The following is an 18,176-nucleotide window of genomic DNA, read 5'->3' as shown; positions in this document are numbered from 1 at the left end:
TATCGCGTTTTTAAGAAAATTGATAAATATTTGCTTCATTTGATTTATATCACATTGTATGAAAGTAGGCACATTTTGTTCGTAGTTCACTTCCACTTCAATATTGTGCAAATGCACCTGCGAATCCATAAGTGTGCAAACCTGCTCGATTGCTTGGCCTGCTGTGCCGCTTTCTTCGCAAGAAGAAGCTCATGCTCGAGTTTGTGTCTATTCACTGTTCTGATAAGGATACAATCAATGACCATTACTCCGTCCCGTTCGCAGCATATTCCATTGAAAAGGACAGGCACTTCGGATCCGTCACCGGATTTCAAAGAGAATTACATCTCCTCCACCTTGCCATGCATCTTCATCATAGGAAAAATATAAACTTGATAGAAGAGCTTGCTTGACTCCGTTAGAATTGCTTCCACTCGACGACCCTCAGTACTGATACGCTCTGCAACGATCCACTCCAAGAGCTTATCATTAATCGACTGAATGACTCCGTCCAGGGAGAGCGATAACAACGTGCTCACGAAATTGTTAGTAAAATTTCCGCTACCTGTCTCTCAAAATTGGAATCGTCAATCGCATCCAGATGTTCCGGCCTAATCATTTGATACTGTTTCATCTTATAATATTCGATTATCGCTTGTTTCAACGTGAGATCATACCATTGAATACTGAAAGTCGGTTCCATGAAGCGCCGCAGTGTCGCGTCATCTTGGATCAAGGGCAGCACGGGATTCATTCTGTTGAAAACCTTCCGATCCATCCCGGCTTCAAAAAAAGCCTGTAAATTCTTATTTCGATTTTGTTGGGCCATAACGAGCTTATCATAAAGCGTCGGATAGAATTCCTTGAGATCTTGCAGGAACAGATCAGATAAATAAACAACGCACAGCAGCGACTGCAGAAATGTTTTCTGGAAGCGATCTACATAAGAGAGGGAATCATCATTTACAACGAGATCAGCCTGCTGCAAGTACTGAATTTCATATTCGACAACCTGTTCGATGATATCATCTTTGGATGAAAAATGTTTATATAGCGTCACTTTACTAATATCCATATATTTTGCGATATCGTCTATTCTCAATTGGCTAAACTTCGTTTTTCGAACGATCGGCTTAATTTTGTTCAAGTAGTGATTGGCGCTCATCGGTTTCCTCACGATTTAAGCCTCCTTTGATGCTTACTCCACAATAGTATAGCAAAATTGATGATATCACAATTTTCCATTAATAATTTTTATTAAATTAACGATTTTAGTTAAATTAGTTTACTTCGTTGATTGCTTGTTGTATAATCTTTCCTGTACCTAATCATACCCTTGGGGTGAAAGGATGAATACGATGCGTGTATTTGTAACTGGTGCAACGGGGTTCATCGGTTCTGCCGTCGTACGCGAACTTCTCGATGCTGGGCATCAGGTTGTTGGACTCGCCCGCTCTGATAAGTCCGCCGCAGCGTTGACGGCAGCCGGTGCCGAAGTACACCACGGCGACCTGGATGACCTCGACAGCCTGCGAGAAGGCGCTGGGGCATCGGACGGCGTCATCCACTTGGCCTTCAAACACGACTTCGCCAGCTTCGAGGCAGCCGCAGCAGCCGATAGTCTGGCGATCGAGGCAATGGGAGCGGCGCTCAAAGGCACCGGGAAGCCATTCGTGGCCACCTCGGGTACGTTGATGCTCTTGCCGGGAATTCTCGGGACGGAGGAGCAGGCGTCGACGCAATCTACGCCGAGACGCTCTGAGGAAGCGGCGCTTGTTCTGGCTGGCCAAGGAGTGCGGTCATCGATCGTCCGCCTCGCACCGTCCGTCCATGGCGAGGGCGAGCAGGGCTTCGTACCGACCCTCATCGGGATCGCGCGCCAAAAAGGGGTTTCGGCATATGTGGGAGATGGACGCAACCGTTGGCCGGCAGTGCATCGGTTGGATGCGGCACGTCTCTTCAGACTGGTGCTTGAGAAGGGCGACACGGGAGCCATATATCACGGGGTCGCCGACGAGGGAGTGCCCTTCCGGGATATTGCCGGCGTCATCGGTCGTCATCTGAACCTGCCTGTGCTCAGCATAACCCGTGAAGAGGCAGACGCTCACTTCGGGTGGCTCTCCTTCGCCGCTTCCACCGATAATCCAACCTCGAGCGCGCTGACTAAGGAACGCTTAGGATGGCAGCCGGTGTACCCTTCTCTGATCGCGGACCTTGAACAGGGCCACTACTTCAAAAGCTGAAATAACTTCGCAATCCATTTATAGTTATTGGACTTAGATTGACATATGAAGAACAAAGCTCGCTGCGGTGACAGCGAGCTTCTTTATTTGTGAAATCCACGCCTAAATACTTGCCGTTATTTGTGATACTCCCCGTAACGGAGTTAACGGCGAAATAGGATCAAGAATTGTAAATAGACAAAAACTGCCGACACTTTGTCGACAGTCTGGAGAATCCAATTGGATGCAGGACGCCTCATTTCTTAATGCAATCAACCTTGCTGATGAGTAATCGACTCTTTCAAGACCTCTCTAAAACTTTTCGGAGGCCGGCCGATCAAATGAGCCAGAGCAGGATCGACTTGCGAGAAATCGCCCTGTCGGCTCGCTAGAAACATTCCCACCCGCATATTTATACTCGCTTCCGGCACACCCTGAGACATCATGCGCTCCCGAAACTCTTCGTCTGACACAATAATTCGACGGATAATCCGCCCCAAGACTTCGGACGTGATTGTCACAATCCCTTCCATGTCAATGGCTTCGGGTCCCGTTAGATTGGGGGTCATACCATTCCATTTCTGATCACTTATGATCGCCGCTGCAGCTTCGGCTAAGTCGGAGTGGGCAGTCCAGGCAACTGGACCGTCCTCAGGAGCGATCAATTCCCCTGTCTTTATTGCTCCACCGATCATCATTAGTGCCATTGAAGCGTAATAGCCATTACGGAGCGACGTGAAGGCAATTCCTGAATTGTCCAGCAGCTTTTCGGTAGTTGCATGGTGAATCATGGGGGCGAAGTGTGATGTTGGGGAAGATCCCATGTGACTTGTGTATACCACCCGACTAGCCCCTGCCTTCTTTGCCGTGTCAATCGCGGTTTGATGCTGCTGAATACCGTGCGGTATATCATCCTTGCCCATGATGCCGGTCGAAACGATGAGAACCTGCGACGCCCCCTCAAAGGCGTGGTGCAGACTCTCGGCATCGTCGAAGTCGCCCCGACGGACACGAACTCCACGTTCCCGAAGCTCTTGTGCCTCATTCGGATCGCGGACGCTGACACCGATCTGCTCGGCAGGAACACGCATAAGCAACTGTTCTACCACGGCCCGCCCCAATTTCCCGTTGGCTCCGGTAACGATAATCATGGCAAACAACATCCTTTCATTTGTACGATAGTGCTTATACGCGAACCGTCTTCCCGTTTCTAAATTGCATATTGGGAAAAGAAGCACCGGCGATCTCCTGTTCTGGTATAGCATCTTCAATTTCTCTGACATCGTCTTCGGTCAGATGAATATCAAGTGACAGCAAAGCCTCTTGAAGATGAGCCGGTGATACGGTACCGATAAGCGGTATGATGTCTTCACCTTTGGATAACATCCATGCAAATGCCAATTGAGATAACGTCATTTGTTTTTTTGCGGCGATCTCACCCAGCTTTTGAGCCAAGGCCACGTTTTTTCCTATATTCTCTTCAAAAAACAACGGAACGTAGCCGCCTTTGCTCTTTTGGATTCGCTCGTCTGTCCAATGGCCGGCAAGAAGACCATGAGCCAACACCCCAAAAGCAACAACGCCGATACCCAATTCCCTTGCAGTCGGCAAAATATCTTTCTCGATGCCGCGGTTAAAAAGGGAGTATTCGACTTCTACCCAGCTGATCGGATGCGTGGCATGCGCTCTTCGCAACGTCTCCGTGTCGACCTGGCTGACTCCGATCTGCCTGACATAGCCGGCCTTAACCAGTTCGGAAATAGCGCCGATCGTTTCTTCAACAGGAATACCCAGATCGATTCTTGCGGGCTGATAAAGATCAATATAGTCAAGATTGAGGCGTTTAAGCGAGTAGGCGAGAAAGTTCTTAACATGATGGGGGGAGACATCCAGTCCGTACAAGGAGCCTTCCGGCGTATTCAATGCCCCGAACTTCAGCGATATGAAATAGTCATCCCTTTTGTACCCCTTCAGTGCTTCGGCGATGACCATCTCGCTTTGGCCTGCACCGTAAAAGTCGCCTGTGTTGAGATGATTGATTCCACTCTCAAAGGCGGCATGAATGGCGGAAATGCCAGCACTTTTGACAGCTTCATTGGCATTTGACATATGACCGCAGCCAAGTCCGATTCTGGATAGCTCCAGTCTGTTTTGTTGATCATTCATCATGGTCATCTCCTAAACTTTATAAAATTGAAATTATGTAGTCATCTACTCATTTATACAAAAAAATATAAAAATAGATGACAAATGCATCACTTCGGCGGCTGTTTTTCGACGTTTTCAAAAGCACGGGTCAGCAGAGAAACAAACATGGCTTTTTCGGCATCAGACATCCCTTGCGTGATCAATTCTTCAGATTTCGAGAAGGCATCACTCCTCTCGCTAAGAAATTGTTTGGCTTTGGCCGTTATATCGATACGGAGGTTTCGTCCGTCGGCAGGGTTGCTGCTGCGAGTGATAAATCCGGATTTCTCCAGACCGTTCAATAAGTTTGTCACAGACGGACCGCTAAGGGCCATCGTTTTTTCAAGAAACTTTCGGTTGATCTCTATACGCTCCTCTAGTGATTGATGAATATGCGATAGGAGAATCGCTTGTGAGCTGTTCAAGCCATGATCCTTCAGAAGCTGGTCAATGATTTCCCGGACCCGTTGCGCGATAAGCTTAATGTATAGGCTATAGGGGTACATGTCGAAAATGTCCGGCATAATGTTCTCCTTGGATTCGTGTAGATGTCTACACTATAAATGGGGTTTTTAATTTTGTCAATGGCAAGTGTCAGATGTGCCGTTGTGCTGTTGACGATGTTAATTCGCGGTGTCACCTTAATGACAAGAAGGCACTGCCATAATGATTGCGATACATGTATTATTTGTAACTGCTCCAATAATAATGAAATATTTGGATTTCCATTGTGTTTTCCTTGGTAGGGTTTCGTATCGCTGCCTCATATGCTCGACGGTTTCTGTACTATGACCCTCCCATCCCTTATTTCATCAGAGTTGCTTCCATTACATACTCCATTAATGCTTGGATCGGTGGAGTTTTTGGTGGGGCTTGTCGGATGACTACATCCAATTCCCGCCGTCCTAACGCAATGTGCGAATGCAGCAAAGGCTTTGCTGGGGAACCGCTCTTTTCGAGAAACCAACCGCGTAGTCAGGAACCGGTACGGTTCGGGAACCCGATGTATATGAAGCTGTTCATCATCTGTATCCACGACGGATTCGGTTAGGAACGTATACCCGATGCCTGCGCGCACGCAACTCAGCATCGTATCCAACGTGCTCACCTCGATCATGTTCCTAAACGATCCCCCCTCGCCTTGAAGCCAATCTTCATTAGCCTTACGCAATGGGCAGCCCTTCGGAAACACGACCCAGGTCGCATTCGCCACTTCCGGATAGGAGTGATCTTCCTTTCCAAAGACAGACGTTAATAAGAGAACTTCTTCTTCAATCTCATAGGCGACTTGCAGTGAAGAGATATCATATTCGCCTGTGAGGAAGGCGCCGTCAAGCTGTCGGTCCAGCACCATTTCGTAATTTTTCGGCGACGTTCCGTTGACCAGGGATAGTGAAACCTCGGGATATTTACGTTGAAACACGGACAACGCATGGATAAAAGGAGCGGAGGAGGCAATGGTTTCCACTACGCCAATCCTAAGCGACCCGCACGGATGGTCTGGCTGATGCTGCCTTCCTCCATAATGGCCAGCACCATACGCAGATCGGTTAGTTCCATCGTAACTACCTCTTCCCCAATGTCCATTATTTATTTTGATGCGAGTATCCTGGGGGGAAAATTGTCGCTCAGTTGATGCATGTAGGGGCGCTCGTCCAACATGGCGCATTTACGTCAATCGCTCCATCCGCTGTGAAGCCTGTTGGAACGATGCTGGAAGAACACGGCGGAAGCGGAGCATTCGCTGTTCCAAAAGCGATGACCCCCGAGGAGATCCGCGGTGTGATCGATAGCTTCGCACAAGCGGCTCTTCGCGCGAAGCAAGTCGGATTTGACGGCGTTGAAGTCCATGCTGCCAATGGGTACCTTCTCGATCAATTCATTACGGATTATACGAATCAAAGAACAGACGCTTACGGCGGTTCCGTGGAGCGGCGAATCCGTGTCGTCGTGGAAACATTAGAAGCTATTCGTTCTCTCGTTGGTCCTGATTATCTGGTTGGCGTTCGAATCTCGCAAGGGAAAGTGAACGATTTTCACCACAAATGGGCAAATGGAGAAGAGGATGCCAGGATTATTTTCGAGCAATTGAAAACAGCTTCTCCAAGCTACATCCATACTACTGAATATAAGGCATTTGCACCGGCATTTGCGGAAGGCGGATCCACCCTTGCCGAGTTGGCTAAACGATTCAGCGGCCTGCCAGTTATCGCGAATGGCAAGTTGGGTGAACCAGAACAAGCGGAAGATCTGTTGGAGAAAGGCGACGCCGAACTGATTGCAATCGGAACGAGCGCGCTCGTTAATCCGGACTGGGTGAACAAAGTGAGGGAAGGAAACAAATTAAACTCTTTCGACCATCGTTATCTGCACCCTATCGCAACGATCAAGGAAGAAGAACTCGTCGTCGACACCCTCTGACTTTCTGATTTCCCGTTTGCTGCTACAGGCACATTGAAAGATTTGAGTAAAACTTGCCGTTACTTATGGTACGGTTCACCGTAACGGGCTAACGGCGAATTTCGCCTTCAATTGAAAAAAAGGATGGAGCAGCCACCATGCACGCGACAGTCTCCATCCTAGAACTTCTTATAAAACGCTTATTGTCATTGTTCAGCATACAATGCAACATTTACATTCATTTTATCATCATAGACTTCATGACAACTACGTCCTTCTGTAGAAGTAGAACTAGGTTCGAACTTAGCCAGTGAAGTTCAATCGGAATCTTCGTCGTAATGTTTGGCGATTCCATAGGCCAACTCCTGGATCTGACGCCTCAGTTCCAGCGGCTCCCGAATGCGAATGGCTGTGCCGAACGTCATTAGATACATCGGAAGGTACTTGTTCATTGTCGGGACGTCGAGCAAAAACCACACCTCCCGATCGGTTCGTTCCGTCAAATAGTGGCGCATATGCCAGTGGCGGCAAACCGCGTTCAGCGTGTCGGGTTCTCCCTCGATGCGGATGACCGTCATTGGTCCGTCTGCCTCCCGTTCCCGTTCGGACTGGTCACTGAAATAGACGGACGCGGAGAAACGCTCCGGCTTTTCGAAGCATGCTTCAGTCGGCTCCAGCCGCGCAATGCGGTCCACGCGGAACGTCCGCACCGCCTGCGACCGATGGCAGAACGCGACAACGTACCATTCGTTTCGGTCGTAAGCCAGCCCGTACGGATCAACTTCTCGTCCGTCGTCCTTCTCCGCATTCGCTTTGCGATAGGTGATGCGAACCGTTAACCCGTCCTTCGCCGCCTGCTCTAGGTCACGTAACAACGGAACGACGGAAGGTAGACGCGACGGAGAAATCACATCCAAGCCATTCGACCGACGGGACAGATCGTGGCGCTGCTCTTCGTGCAACCCATTCTCTACCTTCTTCAGCGCGCTTTCCAGCTCCTCTGTATAAGGATAACCAGCGCCTTGCGCAAATTTAAACGCATCCACAAGCGCCTTCACCTCTACGGAGTTGAAGAATAATGGCGTCTCCTTGAAGCTTTCCAGAATACGAATGCCACCGTCATGGCCCGATTCCGCGATGACCGGCACACCACTGGCGCATAATGCGTCGATATATCTGTACACGGTGCGAACGCTGATCTCCAAACTGTCCGCGATCTGCGTGGCGGTGAGCTTCCTTCCGGTTCTAAGTATCCAAAGCATCGAGAGCATGTTATCCCATTTCGCTATCGGAAGCACCCTCTTTTTCTCGAAAAAATGAAACTGATTTGAGCTTTGCGTATTTAATCTACTTTCTACTTCTGACAAATCCTCAATCCTATGCTTAAACCCTTACTGGATTGAATTCATCAACTCATAGAAGTGTTTGGGTTCTTGAGACTTATTAAGACTATACCAGGCATCTAATGTTTGTGAAGATAACACGCCCAGAGCTTTCAAGACGTGTACAGAAAATTCCAACGGGGCTATTCCAGATGCAGTGATCAATTTTCCATCAGTTACAACAGACTCCATTTTGTAATACTCTTTACCTGTGTAAGTAGGACAGATCATTTTAAGGTATTCCAGATCATTGCTTGTATGCGGGCGAGAATTCAGCAATCCTGCCTGGGCAAGTCCCATTGTTGCACCACAAATCGCTGCAACCAATATACCTTCCTTTAAACACCTCTGAGCGATTTTTAAGATAGGTTGGTGAATGGCTTCTGTCCATGTATCTCCACCGGGTAAAATCAATGCATCTGTGCTTTCAATGCTGCACTCATCCAGTTTAATGTCAGGCAGTATTTTCAATCCGCCCATTGTAGTTACAGGAGTCTTTTCCATTCCAACGGTGACTATTTGGGATGGGGCCAGCCCCTTTTTATAATATCTTCCCGAGTTCAGTTCGGCAGTTAAGTAACCTATTTCCCAGTCTGCCATTGTGTTAAACACATAAAGATATACTGTATTCTTCATTTGCAATTTCTCCCTATTGTACGATTCATCAGTGATACCAACTATCAATCGGTAATCAATGATTGTCATCATTATAAAACAACTTCGCTGACATCTACTGTCAGCGAAGCTATTAAATTTGAGTATTGCTTAATAAGGGTAGACACTCAAAGAGTTTCGCAAGTTATTTTCAATAAAATTTTGCCTCTACTTATGGTACGGTTCAGCGTAACGGGTTTATCAGCTAATTCTATTGAGAACAATCAGCTTGTGACCAACTTAGGATGCTATAAAGTTAATCGTATAAAAAAAGGACCTCCCGATAATTTTATTGCTCGGGAGGAAGTATGGAATCGCTGGGTGATGTATTAATGCTTTCATGCCGTTCTATATGAATCGAGCAAAGAAGGAAGGCATGCTTTCCGGCGAAACAGGAACTGGATCATTACTTGCACCTGATCTAGTGTAATATCCATTTTCAAAAATCGCGGCTCCATTATCACAAGTTATTTTGATAATAACAACAGATTTGGAATAATAGTTAACCATTCTTATTTTTGATCCAATTTGTCTCTTATAATGCTCAGATATAGGCATAGTGCTAATAGCATTTTTGAATAATGCAAAATAGTCGTCATAATTTCCTTTATTAAACTCGTTTACTTCCCCATCGACACCAGTTATATAAAAAGAGCCTACTTTTATATAATCAGTTTTATATCTTTCTGATATTTTTATTGCATCTTCAACATTGTCAGCCACACCAACAAGAACATATCCCACTGCATTTTTCCCAGCGTTGGCCATTGCTGTAAGAGTCTTATATATTTTCTTTATTAGATCATCGTTGCGTTCCCCTGTGGCTAAGTTATAAATACCTTGTTTAAAATCGTATTGGCTATTTTCGGTATTAGATTGTTTGAGCAATGTTTCAACCTCGGTGGTATATGAATAATACATAGGGTCACCATCAGTTCGACTTACAAAACTAGAGGCAAGAACACCAACAGTCGCCGCCACTAGGTCAGTTTTTTCCCTACTGGTCCACCAACCCCCACCTGAAGCAATATTCATTGTTCGGCTACTAATAGAATCAAGTTGATTATACAAACGATCATAATCTATAATCTTTTTCTCTTGTTTTACCAATAATTCATAAAGTGCTAAAAACAAAACTTGAAAGTATCTTGGCCCCTTATAAATTCTTGGACCAACAACATGTCCAATTATTGTTTTTGGACGATTGTGGAAAATCCTCTTAATCTCATCAAGCACATATAAAAATTGCTCTGAAAGTCTTTCAGGATTTACTGCTAACACAGCTTCTTCTAACCTTTTTCCTCTTACTTCGGAATCAACATTCCTAAACCCGTAGTATTCATCCAATACACTTACATTTGACGGGGGTAATGGATTTAAAACCATTGCGGCTAACAAATCTGCTACTTGTTCCTCATCCATCGATTGACGTAAGTCTTCTTTATTTATTATATTCTCCTTCACCCAGAATACAGAATCTGCATTTATTCCTGAACCATTTGTATCTTGATTGATACTTATACCCTTCATTTGTGAGAGCAATAAAATATCATCATGGGAGACATCGCCGCGAATCTGTGTTGAAAGCAATCTTACCAATTCAGCAAATTCACTAGTAGCTCCTGCTTGCCTTATTTCTTGCCGGGATAAGTGCTGGCCATTAGAATTAATTCTTCTGAATACTTCATCAATAACATTGGGGTCACTTTCGTTATAAATTGAATAAGGTAACTCATAACTAACAATCCTGACACATACTGAACGATCAAGAATGGGTTCCTTTTGTTCCAAAATTCCCCTATCTAGCAAATCTTTTGTTGTCGCGGTTGCCGTGAGATCAAAATAATGCCCATTCTCAAGAGGGTATTCGTTTTCTATAAATGAAAAAATAGCGTTTAAACGCTGCATCCCATCAATTATTTCGTTTCTTACAATGTCCTTATATTTATTTATTGAAAATAAGAACAATGGTACCGGATACCCGTTGGCCAAGGAATCAATAAATGCTCTTTTTTCCGACACGCTCCATACAAGCTTTCTTTGATATCTTCTATTAACCAGGTAAAAATTATTACGATAATCTTCATATGAACGTTCAACTACTTTTCCATTAATTATGGGTTGTGTGGCCATTCGTAACCTCCAAAATAGTAATCAACACTTTGTTTGTGTTGTAATCGGGGTAGACTAACTACAATAATAATTAGCGATAATTTTCGAATACCCTTTTTTATCTTGGAACTACTGAAAAAAGATACATGCATAAAGTTACCCCAAATTATCCATTATTTATGGTACGGTTCACCGTATCTATTGATAGGGTAAACTGACTCAGTGGAAATGCATCTGAATGAAAAGAGAGGGATCGTTCTCCCTCTCTTTACCGTGAATCTGGATTTGATTGAATTTGTACTGCTGGACGGATTCTGCTTCGTACCTCATCGTAAACCTGAACATCGACCCCTTCAGCTACTTCCAACGAAACAACCAAGCCATAGGGGACTTCCGAATTCAGCCCACCCGCATCTTGCCGGCAATTTACTTTAATCTCCAACACATCGCCGTCAATGAATGGCGTAGCTTGATCTCCGACCAGAATTTCATGTTGGATGGTGCCCCGCTTAACTGAAGTTGCATCAGCTTCAAATCGATCAACATTCAACTCTGTTCTCGGCGGGTCAAACCAAAGGTGAGCTTGTCTATATTTTTGAGCATTTGCGTTTATAGGTGAAAACCATCCCAAGGTTATGGTCAATCTCCTCCATATTTTTTTACTACTTAATGAAGGTGGCAATGGCACAGTATAGATGTGTGCTTCGTCCATTTTTAAATAATTGCTTCCAAACAAAGTGACCCTCTGAGCGTTGCACTCCAATACTCTTGTTGGATCGACTGATCCATATCCTATAAGTCTTGGAATTACTCTATCCTTGATGCGACTGCTTTCAGGTCCAAGCATTCTTTCAAATGTTTGATACATATCACCCCAACTGGCTCCGTGTACCAGCAATGATTTTATCAATACAGCAATCAAATCATCAGAGATAGTTTCCCCACCAGTTTGGGATTGCTTCAGGTAATCAATCATATCATAAATCTGTGATGAAGTCCGGGTTGCCAGTGCAGTTGCATTGCTTGTTCCTCGCATATAAATGGTTGAAGATAATTCACCTTGTTTACCGGGGTGAGCAACTTTATGGCCCGGAGCAAGGGTAGAGGCATTAACCACAAAATGGTTTATTCCCCTGAAGTCATCGGAATAAAGTTGTCTCCCCCCATCCATGACAATATCAGGCTTGATTGATCGTCGATAACCCAATCCAACTCTGCTGGCAGGACTCAAAATAGGTCGGATAGTTAGAAGATCTTTTCTGGGCCCCATATAAGTTATTGAAGATGAGTCATCATGCAATGCACCGACCGTAATACAGTTGATCGCTTCAGATGGAGTAAGGATTCTTCTTTCGTGAGCATTATTATAAACAGACTTCACTACTCTTTCCGACAACTCTTCTGGTGTCAATGTTGCTATTTGCTCTTTCGGCACATCAATATCTATGCCGTCAGTGAAGTTACCAGCACTAACAATAAACAGAACTTTGTATTTGTACGACAACCAGTCTAATAATTTTGCCCATGGGCTCACTGTGTAATCGAATGGTCTGGCTCCATCTCCAATGGAAAAATTAATGACTTTTACTGTTGGAGCGACCGGAGCTTGTCCATCAATACTTTCAAACAACCTTCTGACCGCTCTATGGATCAAATCAACAGGCAACTCATTTATTGGAATACATTCAACTCTTGTGTCGCTCCAGTCTCTGTTATCTGGTGCCATGATTGGTCGAACGTAAAGTGGGCGTGAAATCGGATCATCCTGCCTGTCTAACTCGCCATGAATTATCAATGAAGCCATAGCAGTACCATGAACACGTTCATGAGCACGATATCGGTCTGCAATATTGTCAGGGTCATCTACAATCAACCTGCCCCGCAACAATTCGTGGTTTTCCAGTGGCAGGCCATCAAATAAAGCAATAACCGGCTTATCGTATATCGGACTAGATTTATCTTCAAACGTGCCATCTGATATTTCTGCTTCTGGAATAACCATCATGGCCTGTCCAACTGGGCGGAAAAACATAACGTAATCAGAGCGGATAAATTGAACTTCTGTATTATCACTTAGATCATTAAATAACGTAATTGGGGTTTCAGCGAGTATCGCATGATAAGAAATATCAGGAATCACAGATTCAGTTATTACTTTACCTTCTGCTTGTTTAATCAGAGCTCGTATGCTTTGGGACGCCTCGCGTCGCTTCTCATCATTAGTTCTATACCAAAGTTCAATCTCAAATCTGATAGTTTCCTGAGCAGCGGCAACTCGTTCCTCCCAATCTTCCAAGAAGCCTGTATCCCGGAATCGATCACTTATACTCCAAGGACGAATTTCTTTTAATTGTTTGAATAAATCTCTCCATTTGGTTTTGCCCCGGGGGAAGGTCTCCTGATTTTGATACATTTTCCATAATGATCGCAATTCTTTCATGGCTTGCTGATCTGACATAACCAAAAAAAGGCGTCCACCAATTACCTTATCAGACAGAATGCCTTTCTCGTCTTGAAAAAAGAAGTCTTCATCCGGTGCAATATCTGTTTCCCATTCGGTCAACCACTCAAGTCCATCGATTTTTTGAACAGCCTTGATAAAATCATCTATGGTATTTACTGTTTCCAAGACCAAGGCTTGCTCAGGCAAAGCTCCTGTTATACTTTTTTGAATAGTAGCCCTTTGCTTTTCAAATGCCTGCTCAATCCTGAGAAACTTGGGTTCCAATCGTTCTGTCTGTCTCTCTATTGAAGGAACATTCGCTTTAGCGGGCTTAAATTTGTTGTTTCTCTTCTCCCTCTCCGCATTGCTTGCACGGGGGAAAATTAACAAGGGTCTTTCAACCATGCAGTTATCACTCCGACTCTTCTGACTTCAGCTTATATTTTGCTTCCCATTGTTTCAGTCGATCTCGGATGATAGATTTTAGATCAGAAGCAGGCATCGACAATATATAACGTCTTTGAATATCCAGACCAAATTCCTCAACTTCAGCAAAACTGAGACCTGTTAATCTCTCGCTTAATGTTTTAAGTGAGTGACCAAGAGGTTGTTCAAATCTTTTTTGAAATCTCTTAAACCATTCCTCGATTTGCTGACGCTCTGGCTTTGACAACAATAATCTCAGTTGAAACCGCCGCCATACCGCTCTGTCGAGTAATTCAGGATGGTTTGTTGCTACTATTACAACCACATGACTTGGAAGCTCGTCGAATTGTAAAAGCAATGAACTGACTACTCGTTTTATTTCGCCTGTCTCGTGTTCGTCTCCTCTTTCTTTCCCGATTGCATCGAATTCATCAAAAAATAATACGCACTTCCTTGAACGAATGTATTCAAACATTTTATTTAGTCTTGAGGCCGTCTCACCCAAGTAACTACCTATTATACCCTCGTATCTTATTGTATACATTGGAACCATCAAAGATGTTGCTATTGCTTCAGCAAGGGACGTTTTCCCGTTCCCCGGAGGCCCTGTCAATAAAACACGGTTACGTGGCTCCAGATTATATGAACGTAACAGCTCGCTTCGATGCTGTTCTTCAATCAATTCCCTACAAGCTTCAAGTACAGCGTCCGATATTATAAGATCATCGAGATGTCTGTTTGGAATAATCTCATGAACAAAATTCCTTATACTATCATTAATAAATGAAGGAGATTGTTTGGGTGGAGTCGCCGATCGCAGACTTTCAGCTAAACGATCAGCCAATACATGATGCTGTTTACTTCTTTCTTCAGCAATCAGTGCTTCCACGGTTTGCTGGAATAACTTGGAGTCTCCACTCTTTCCTGCTACCACTAATTTTAAAAGCAAATCGGCACGTGCCATTCCTCACACCCCTTTTAATCCGACCTGCTTACATTATGGGGATAACAAAACTCTTATATTCAATGGCTTCAAACCAGAATCGACTACGGCAACCCTTTTATTTTCGACACTAACTTTTCATTTCCTTCACAAAGAACATTTTTTGTAGTCGTTCCCTTAACTATACTGTCTTATCTGATCAGTAATTCATAAAATTCAAGGCATGCCATTAGCATGCCTTTCCATAAAAATTCTTATTGGCGATCCTTTACCAGTTGGATAAATGACTGCATGTTCATTAACCAACCTCTCTGACTGGGTTTGTAAGTCTCATGTAACCGTTGCGGCAATACCAATTGAAGATTATTTGCCTGCATTTCATCGGTCTGATTCTCACTGATGCCGGGTTCAAGGGTAAAGAGATGCTTTGTCTGAATGCGATTCGCCTCGGCCAGCACCTGTCTCCACCTGTCCTTGCACGTTGATTTGACACCGAGCATTGTCAAACGTGAAGGCGGGAAGGCAGGATCGTGATAAAAATCGATCCCGGGAAACAGAAAATCCGGTTTCGATCTGTTTTCGGTTATCGCAGTACGTGAATAAGTAACACTGTGGGCTTTGAAAATTTCTTCGATATGGTTTTCCAAGGCATAGCCTACCCGTGATTTTCTCCGGTTGTGGACACTCAAAGAAAACTGAAGGAATCCTTCCACGTCTATTGATTCGTCATCGCGGAAACCATGTTCCAGTTTCTTGGAAATAATATGACGCTCCAAACGTTTGAAAAGTTTTTCTTCATGCTCCATCCATTTCAACAGTGTCGAATCCGGTTCCTCAATAGGTGAAACATCTCTTAACGTCCGTCGAGCAAGTGTAGAGAATTCGGACGTAGTTGGGAACCGCCCAGTAATAATATAAGGTTCGAGTACAGTATCCAGAAAATCAGTATCGGGTTCTTCGATCTCAATACCGAGCTCTTCCAGAATGTACCGAACAGCATAATCAACTTCAGGGTTATGTCCATCTTCGATTGCCTGAAAGTTGAAATTGAATCCGATTTGTTCGATACCGAATAGCCAGAGTAACTGGTTTTCAAGTGTACTGTCAGCCGGAACCACAATCATGTAGATTTCCTCGTCAGGCCTTTTTGCAACAATCAACAGATCGTTTTCCTTGGCCGCATCCATTACATCGTTACTGTTAAAATACAATCGATATTCGGAACGTGTTGGATGATTTTCTCTGGCATCATACCAAGTAATCCTGCCGTCCGAAGAAATGCCCTCATTTTCACCAGCTAACCAGAGAAAACGGGCATTGTGAGTTCTACGCTCATCACCAAACAAGTTACGCAGAGGTCTGCTTCCGTTAAACTCATGTTGGTTAGACACAGATGTATTGACCTCGACCGCACTGAGCCGCTTGATTGCGACCCCTTCAAAATACTGCGAAAGAAATCCTCTCTGCATGAGATAACATCCTCACATTCGTGTTTTGTCAGCATTGCCCGCCGATTTCGATTGACTGAATGTCTGACGTAAGCCATTGGGCACAAAGTTCTATTACTTCTTCTCTATTGATTCTGTATTTTCCTTTCAAAGAACATTCCCATACGATTCCGATTCTCCAACCCAACTGTTGAAGTCGGGATATGTTGGTTGCATCAACTTCCTTGTTTCGACTTATCTTCTCATGCCAGAACTCTTCACGAGTAGAGGGCCACTTGAACAAATAACATTCATGACCATGCCAAAAGCATCCGTGAGCAAAAATGACCGCCCGATATCGGGGGAACACCATGTCAGGCGTCCCCGGTAATCGTCGGTCATGAAGGCGATAACGAAAGCCAAGCTTATGTAACCCTTGACGCAATATCATTTCAGGTCTCGTATCTTTCCCTTTAATTCCCGCCATCATCCGGCTACGAACTTCTGGTGAAACAATATCAGACATATGCTGCTTCCTTTTCGAACAATGTGAGTTGCTCCGGCTTTCTTGTAATTCCAACAGGAACCCCCGTTCCGAGTGTAGCGTGAAGATAAGGGAGCATGTGTCTGGCTACTGCTTCAACCACTGGGACTGCAACGGAATTCCCAAACTGTTTGTATGCCTGTGTATCCGAAACAGGAATAACAAATTTACTTTGACCCGGCTTGTCGAAACCCATTAGACGTGCACATTCACGCGGGGTCAATCTCCGCGGGTTTTTCCCTTCCTGTCTGATCAGGATTTCAGAGCCGTCCTTATAGTAACGAGCGGATAAAGTTCTGGCAACATCTTCAGGCCCGAATAATCCATATCCAAATCCGTTCCCTTTGGCCCGGTGCTTTTCAGCATAGTTTTGAAGGTATTGCCAAAGCCTGTCACTCAGAGTGTATTTATCTGCAACAGTCGCTGTTATACCTTCCGTATAGGGGGGTTCCGGCTGTTCGGTACCGTCTTCAGGGTGCAGTATTGTTCCAAGTTTAGGGCTTGTATCTGGCAGTTTCAGATCGTCAAACGAAAAGCCAACGTCTTCCCGGAACCCGACAATAAAAATCCGCTCCCGATGTTGCGGTACAAAAAATCTGGCATCTATTATCCGATAATCAACGTGGTATCCAAGCTCTTCCTTAAGTGTTCTCATGATAATTTTGAAGGTTTTTCCTTTATCATGGCTAACCAAGTTTTTGACGTTCTCAAGCATAAATGCTTTAGGCCGGTGACGCTCCAGCATATGTGCAACATCAAAGAATAGAGTCCCCTGAGTATCACAATGGAACCCATGAGGCTTGCCTAATGAATTCTTTTTGGATACCCCTGCGATAGAAAAAGGCTGGCAGGGGAAACCGGCAAGCAGCACATCGTATTCAGGCATGTTATCAAGGTCGATTTCACGAATATCTCCATGAACCGGATGATCGCAGGTATAGTTTGCCTGATAGGTTTTTCTGCATGCCAAATCCCACTCGCTGGTAAAGACGCATTTTCCGCCAATAGATTCAAATGCCTTTCTTAATCCGCCGATACCGGCAAACAAATCAATGAATCTGAAGTTTGCGGAGCCACCGGACATATTCCCCGAACGAACCTCGTATATCGTTTTTAATTCTTTAAGAATGTTGCTGTCTGGAGTAGATTCTCCATTTTCCCAGCGATAGATTGTCCGTTCACTTTTCCCAAGGAGTTGTGCAACTTCCTTGATTGATAACCCTGCCAATTCTCTTATGTAACCGAAATCGGTGTTTTTGCAAGTCTTCATAATAAAGTAAGCCTCCCTGTCAAAAATATTCCCAGGGGAACGTTTTTGACATAAGCATACCACGAACGAACACATTTTCGCAAACTGAAAATCAGACATGAGAAGGAATAAATAAGCTGTATATATATGAGCATTTTGCATAATTCCGTTTTTGAAAATTAGGTGGCAGAATCCAGGGCCTAGTAGA

At 44.5% G+C, this 18,176-nt stretch carries 15 protein-coding genes; 2 read left to right on the top strand and 13 right to left on the bottom strand.

What is annotated here, in order from left to right; all coding sequences use genetic code 11:
* Nucleotides 1–514 precede the first annotated feature (514 nt).
* Nucleotides 515–1,156 carry a TetR/AcrR family transcriptional regulator gene (locus ACFFK0_RS29510; RefSeq protein WP_377474824.1) on the bottom strand — a complete coding sequence of 214 codons (642 nt, stop codon included), beginning with the start codon at nucleotides 1,154–1,156 and terminating at the stop codon, nucleotides 515–517.
* Nucleotides 1,157–1,337: 181 nt separating this feature from the next.
* On the opposite strand from ACFFK0_RS29510, the gene ACFFK0_RS29505 reads away from it, so the two are divergent.
* Nucleotides 1,338–2,222, top strand: coding sequence for an SDR family oxidoreductase (locus tag ACFFK0_RS29505; protein WP_377474894.1), 885 nt, complete (start codon nucleotides 1,338–1,340; stop codon nucleotides 2,220–2,222).
* 251 nt (nucleotides 2,223–2,473) lie between these two features.
* On the opposite strand, the gene ACFFK0_RS29500 is transcribed toward ACFFK0_RS29505, so the two are convergent.
* The 4 genes from ACFFK0_RS29500 to ACFFK0_RS29485 all read right to left on the bottom strand — a co-directional run bounded on the left by ACFFK0_RS29500 (nucleotide 2,474) and on the right by ACFFK0_RS29485 (nucleotide 5,856).
* Nucleotides 2,474–3,352, bottom strand: coding sequence for an SDR family oxidoreductase (locus ACFFK0_RS29500; RefSeq protein ID WP_377474822.1), 879 nt, complete (start codon nucleotides 3,350–3,352; stop codon nucleotides 2,474–2,476).
* A gap of 34 nt (nucleotides 3,353–3,386) precedes the next feature.
* Nucleotides 3,387–4,370 (bottom strand): aldo/keto reductase, encoded by a 984-nt coding sequence (locus ACFFK0_RS29495; RefSeq protein ID WP_377474820.1) that lies wholly within the window; start codon nucleotides 4,368–4,370, stop codon nucleotides 3,387–3,389.
* Nucleotides 4,371–4,456: 86 nt separating this feature from the next.
* Nucleotides 4,457–4,912 carry a MarR family winged helix-turn-helix transcriptional regulator gene (locus ACFFK0_RS29490; RefSeq protein ID WP_377474818.1) on the bottom strand — a complete coding sequence of 152 codons (456 nt, stop codon included), beginning with the start codon at nucleotides 4,910–4,912 and terminating at the stop codon, nucleotides 4,457–4,459.
* A gap of 239 nt (nucleotides 4,913–5,151) precedes the next feature.
* Nucleotides 5,152–5,856 (bottom strand): LysR substrate-binding domain-containing protein, encoded by a 705-nt coding sequence (locus ACFFK0_RS29485; protein ID WP_377474816.1) that lies wholly within the window; start codon nucleotides 5,854–5,856, stop codon nucleotides 5,152–5,154.
* A 152-nt stretch (nucleotides 5,857–6,008) separates the two neighbouring features.
* On the opposite strand from ACFFK0_RS29485, the gene ACFFK0_RS29480 reads away from it, so the two are divergent.
* Complete coding sequence (locus tag ACFFK0_RS29480) at nucleotides 6,009–6,809, top strand: NADH:flavin oxidoreductase (protein WP_377474892.1); 801 nt, start codon at nucleotides 6,009–6,011, stop codon at nucleotides 6,807–6,809.
* Between the two features lie 296 nt (nucleotides 6,810–7,105).
* Here ACFFK0_RS29480 and ACFFK0_RS29475 read toward each other — a convergent pair whose 3' ends face one another.
* The 8 genes from ACFFK0_RS29475 to dcm form a co-directional block, all read right to left on the bottom strand.
* A complete protein-coding gene (locus tag ACFFK0_RS29475; protein ID WP_377474814.1) occupies nucleotides 7,106–8,050 on the bottom strand; it encodes a helix-turn-helix transcriptional regulator in 945 nt (314 codons plus the stop codon).
* A 129-nt stretch (nucleotides 8,051–8,179) separates the two neighbouring features.
* Nucleotides 8,180–8,806, bottom strand: a complete 627-nt coding sequence (locus tag ACFFK0_RS29470; protein ID WP_377474812.1) for a type 1 glutamine amidotransferase family protein — start codon at nucleotides 8,804–8,806, stop codon at nucleotides 8,180–8,182.
* Nucleotides 8,807–9,172: 366 nt separating this feature from the next.
* The gene (locus ACFFK0_RS29465) at nucleotides 9,173–10,957 is read right to left on the bottom strand and encodes a GmrSD restriction endonuclease domain-containing protein (RefSeq protein WP_377474810.1); all 1,785 of its coding nucleotides are present in this window, start codon (nucleotides 10,955–10,957) and stop codon (nucleotides 9,173–9,175) included.
* Nucleotides 10,958–11,204: 247 nt separating this feature from the next.
* Entirely contained in the window at nucleotides 11,205–13,784 is a 2,580-nt protein-coding gene (locus ACFFK0_RS29460; RefSeq protein WP_377474807.1) for a S8 family peptidase, read from the bottom strand.
* Nucleotides 13,785–13,791: 7 nt separating this feature from the next.
* Nucleotides 13,792–14,769, bottom strand: a complete 978-nt coding sequence (locus ACFFK0_RS29455; RefSeq protein ID WP_377474805.1) for an AAA family ATPase — start codon at nucleotides 14,767–14,769, stop codon at nucleotides 13,792–13,794.
* Between the two features lie 233 nt (nucleotides 14,770–15,002).
* Entirely contained in the window at nucleotides 15,003–16,217 is a 1,215-nt protein-coding gene (locus tag ACFFK0_RS29450; protein WP_377474803.1) for a type II restriction endonuclease, read from the bottom strand.
* 28 nt (nucleotides 16,218–16,245) lie between these two features.
* A complete protein-coding gene (locus ACFFK0_RS29445; protein ID WP_377474801.1) occupies nucleotides 16,246–16,701 on the bottom strand; it encodes a very short patch repair endonuclease in 456 nt (151 codons plus the stop codon).
* Nucleotides 16,694–18,176, bottom strand: a 1,483-nt coding sequence (dcm, locus tag ACFFK0_RS29440; RefSeq protein WP_377474799.1) for a DNA (cytosine-5-)-methyltransferase, incomplete at its 5' end; no start/stop codon positions are given. The genes ACFFK0_RS29445 and dcm, both read right to left, overlap by 8 nt.

The organism is Paenibacillus chartarius (genome assembly GCF_042432825.1).
GTDB classification, from domain to species: domain Bacteria; phylum Bacillota; class Bacilli; order Paenibacillales; family NBRC-103111; genus Gordoniibacillus; species Gordoniibacillus chartarius.
This window is presented reverse-complemented; position numbering and strand designations above follow the sequence as displayed.

Excerpts from the sequence above, each read along its gene's own strand:
- ACFFK0_RS29465 (WP_377474810.1), bottom strand. The coding sequence starts at position 10,957 with ATGGCCACACAACCCATAATTAATGGAAAAGTAGTTGAACGTTCATAT.
- ACFFK0_RS29505 (WP_377474894.1), top strand. The coding sequence starts at position 1,338 with ATGCGTGTATTTGTAACTGGTGCAACGGGGTTCATCGGTTCTGCCGTC.
- ACFFK0_RS29445 (WP_377474801.1), bottom strand. The coding sequence starts at position 16,701 with ATGTCTGATATTGTTTCACCAGAAGTTCGTAGCCGGATGATGGCGGGA.
- ACFFK0_RS29450 (WP_377474803.1), bottom strand. The coding sequence starts at position 16,217 with ATGCAGAGAGGATTTCTTTCGCAGTATTTTGAAGGGGTCGCAATCAAG.
- ACFFK0_RS29490 (WP_377474818.1), bottom strand. The coding sequence starts at position 4,912 with ATGCCGGACATTTTCGACATGTACCCCTATAGCCTATACATTAAGCTT.
- ACFFK0_RS29500 (WP_377474822.1), bottom strand. The coding sequence starts at position 3,352 with ATGATTATCGTTACCGGAGCCAACGGGAAATTGGGGCGGGCCGTGGTA.
- ACFFK0_RS29460 (WP_377474807.1), bottom strand. The coding sequence starts at position 13,784 with ATGGTTGAAAGACCCTTGTTAATTTTCCCCCGTGCAAGCAATGCGGAG.
- ACFFK0_RS29455 (WP_377474805.1), bottom strand. The coding sequence starts at position 14,769 with ATGGCACGTGCCGATTTGCTTTTAAAATTAGTGGTAGCAGGAAAGAGT.
- ACFFK0_RS29495 (WP_377474820.1), bottom strand. The coding sequence starts at position 4,370 with ATGATGAATGATCAACAAAACAGACTGGAGCTATCCAGAATCGGACTT.
- ACFFK0_RS29475 (WP_377474814.1), bottom strand. The coding sequence starts at position 8,050 with ATGCTTTGGATACTTAGAACCGGAAGGAAGCTCACCGCCACGCAGATC.
- ACFFK0_RS29470 (WP_377474812.1), bottom strand. The coding sequence starts at position 8,806 with ATGAAGAATACAGTATATCTTTATGTGTTTAACACAATGGCAGACTGG.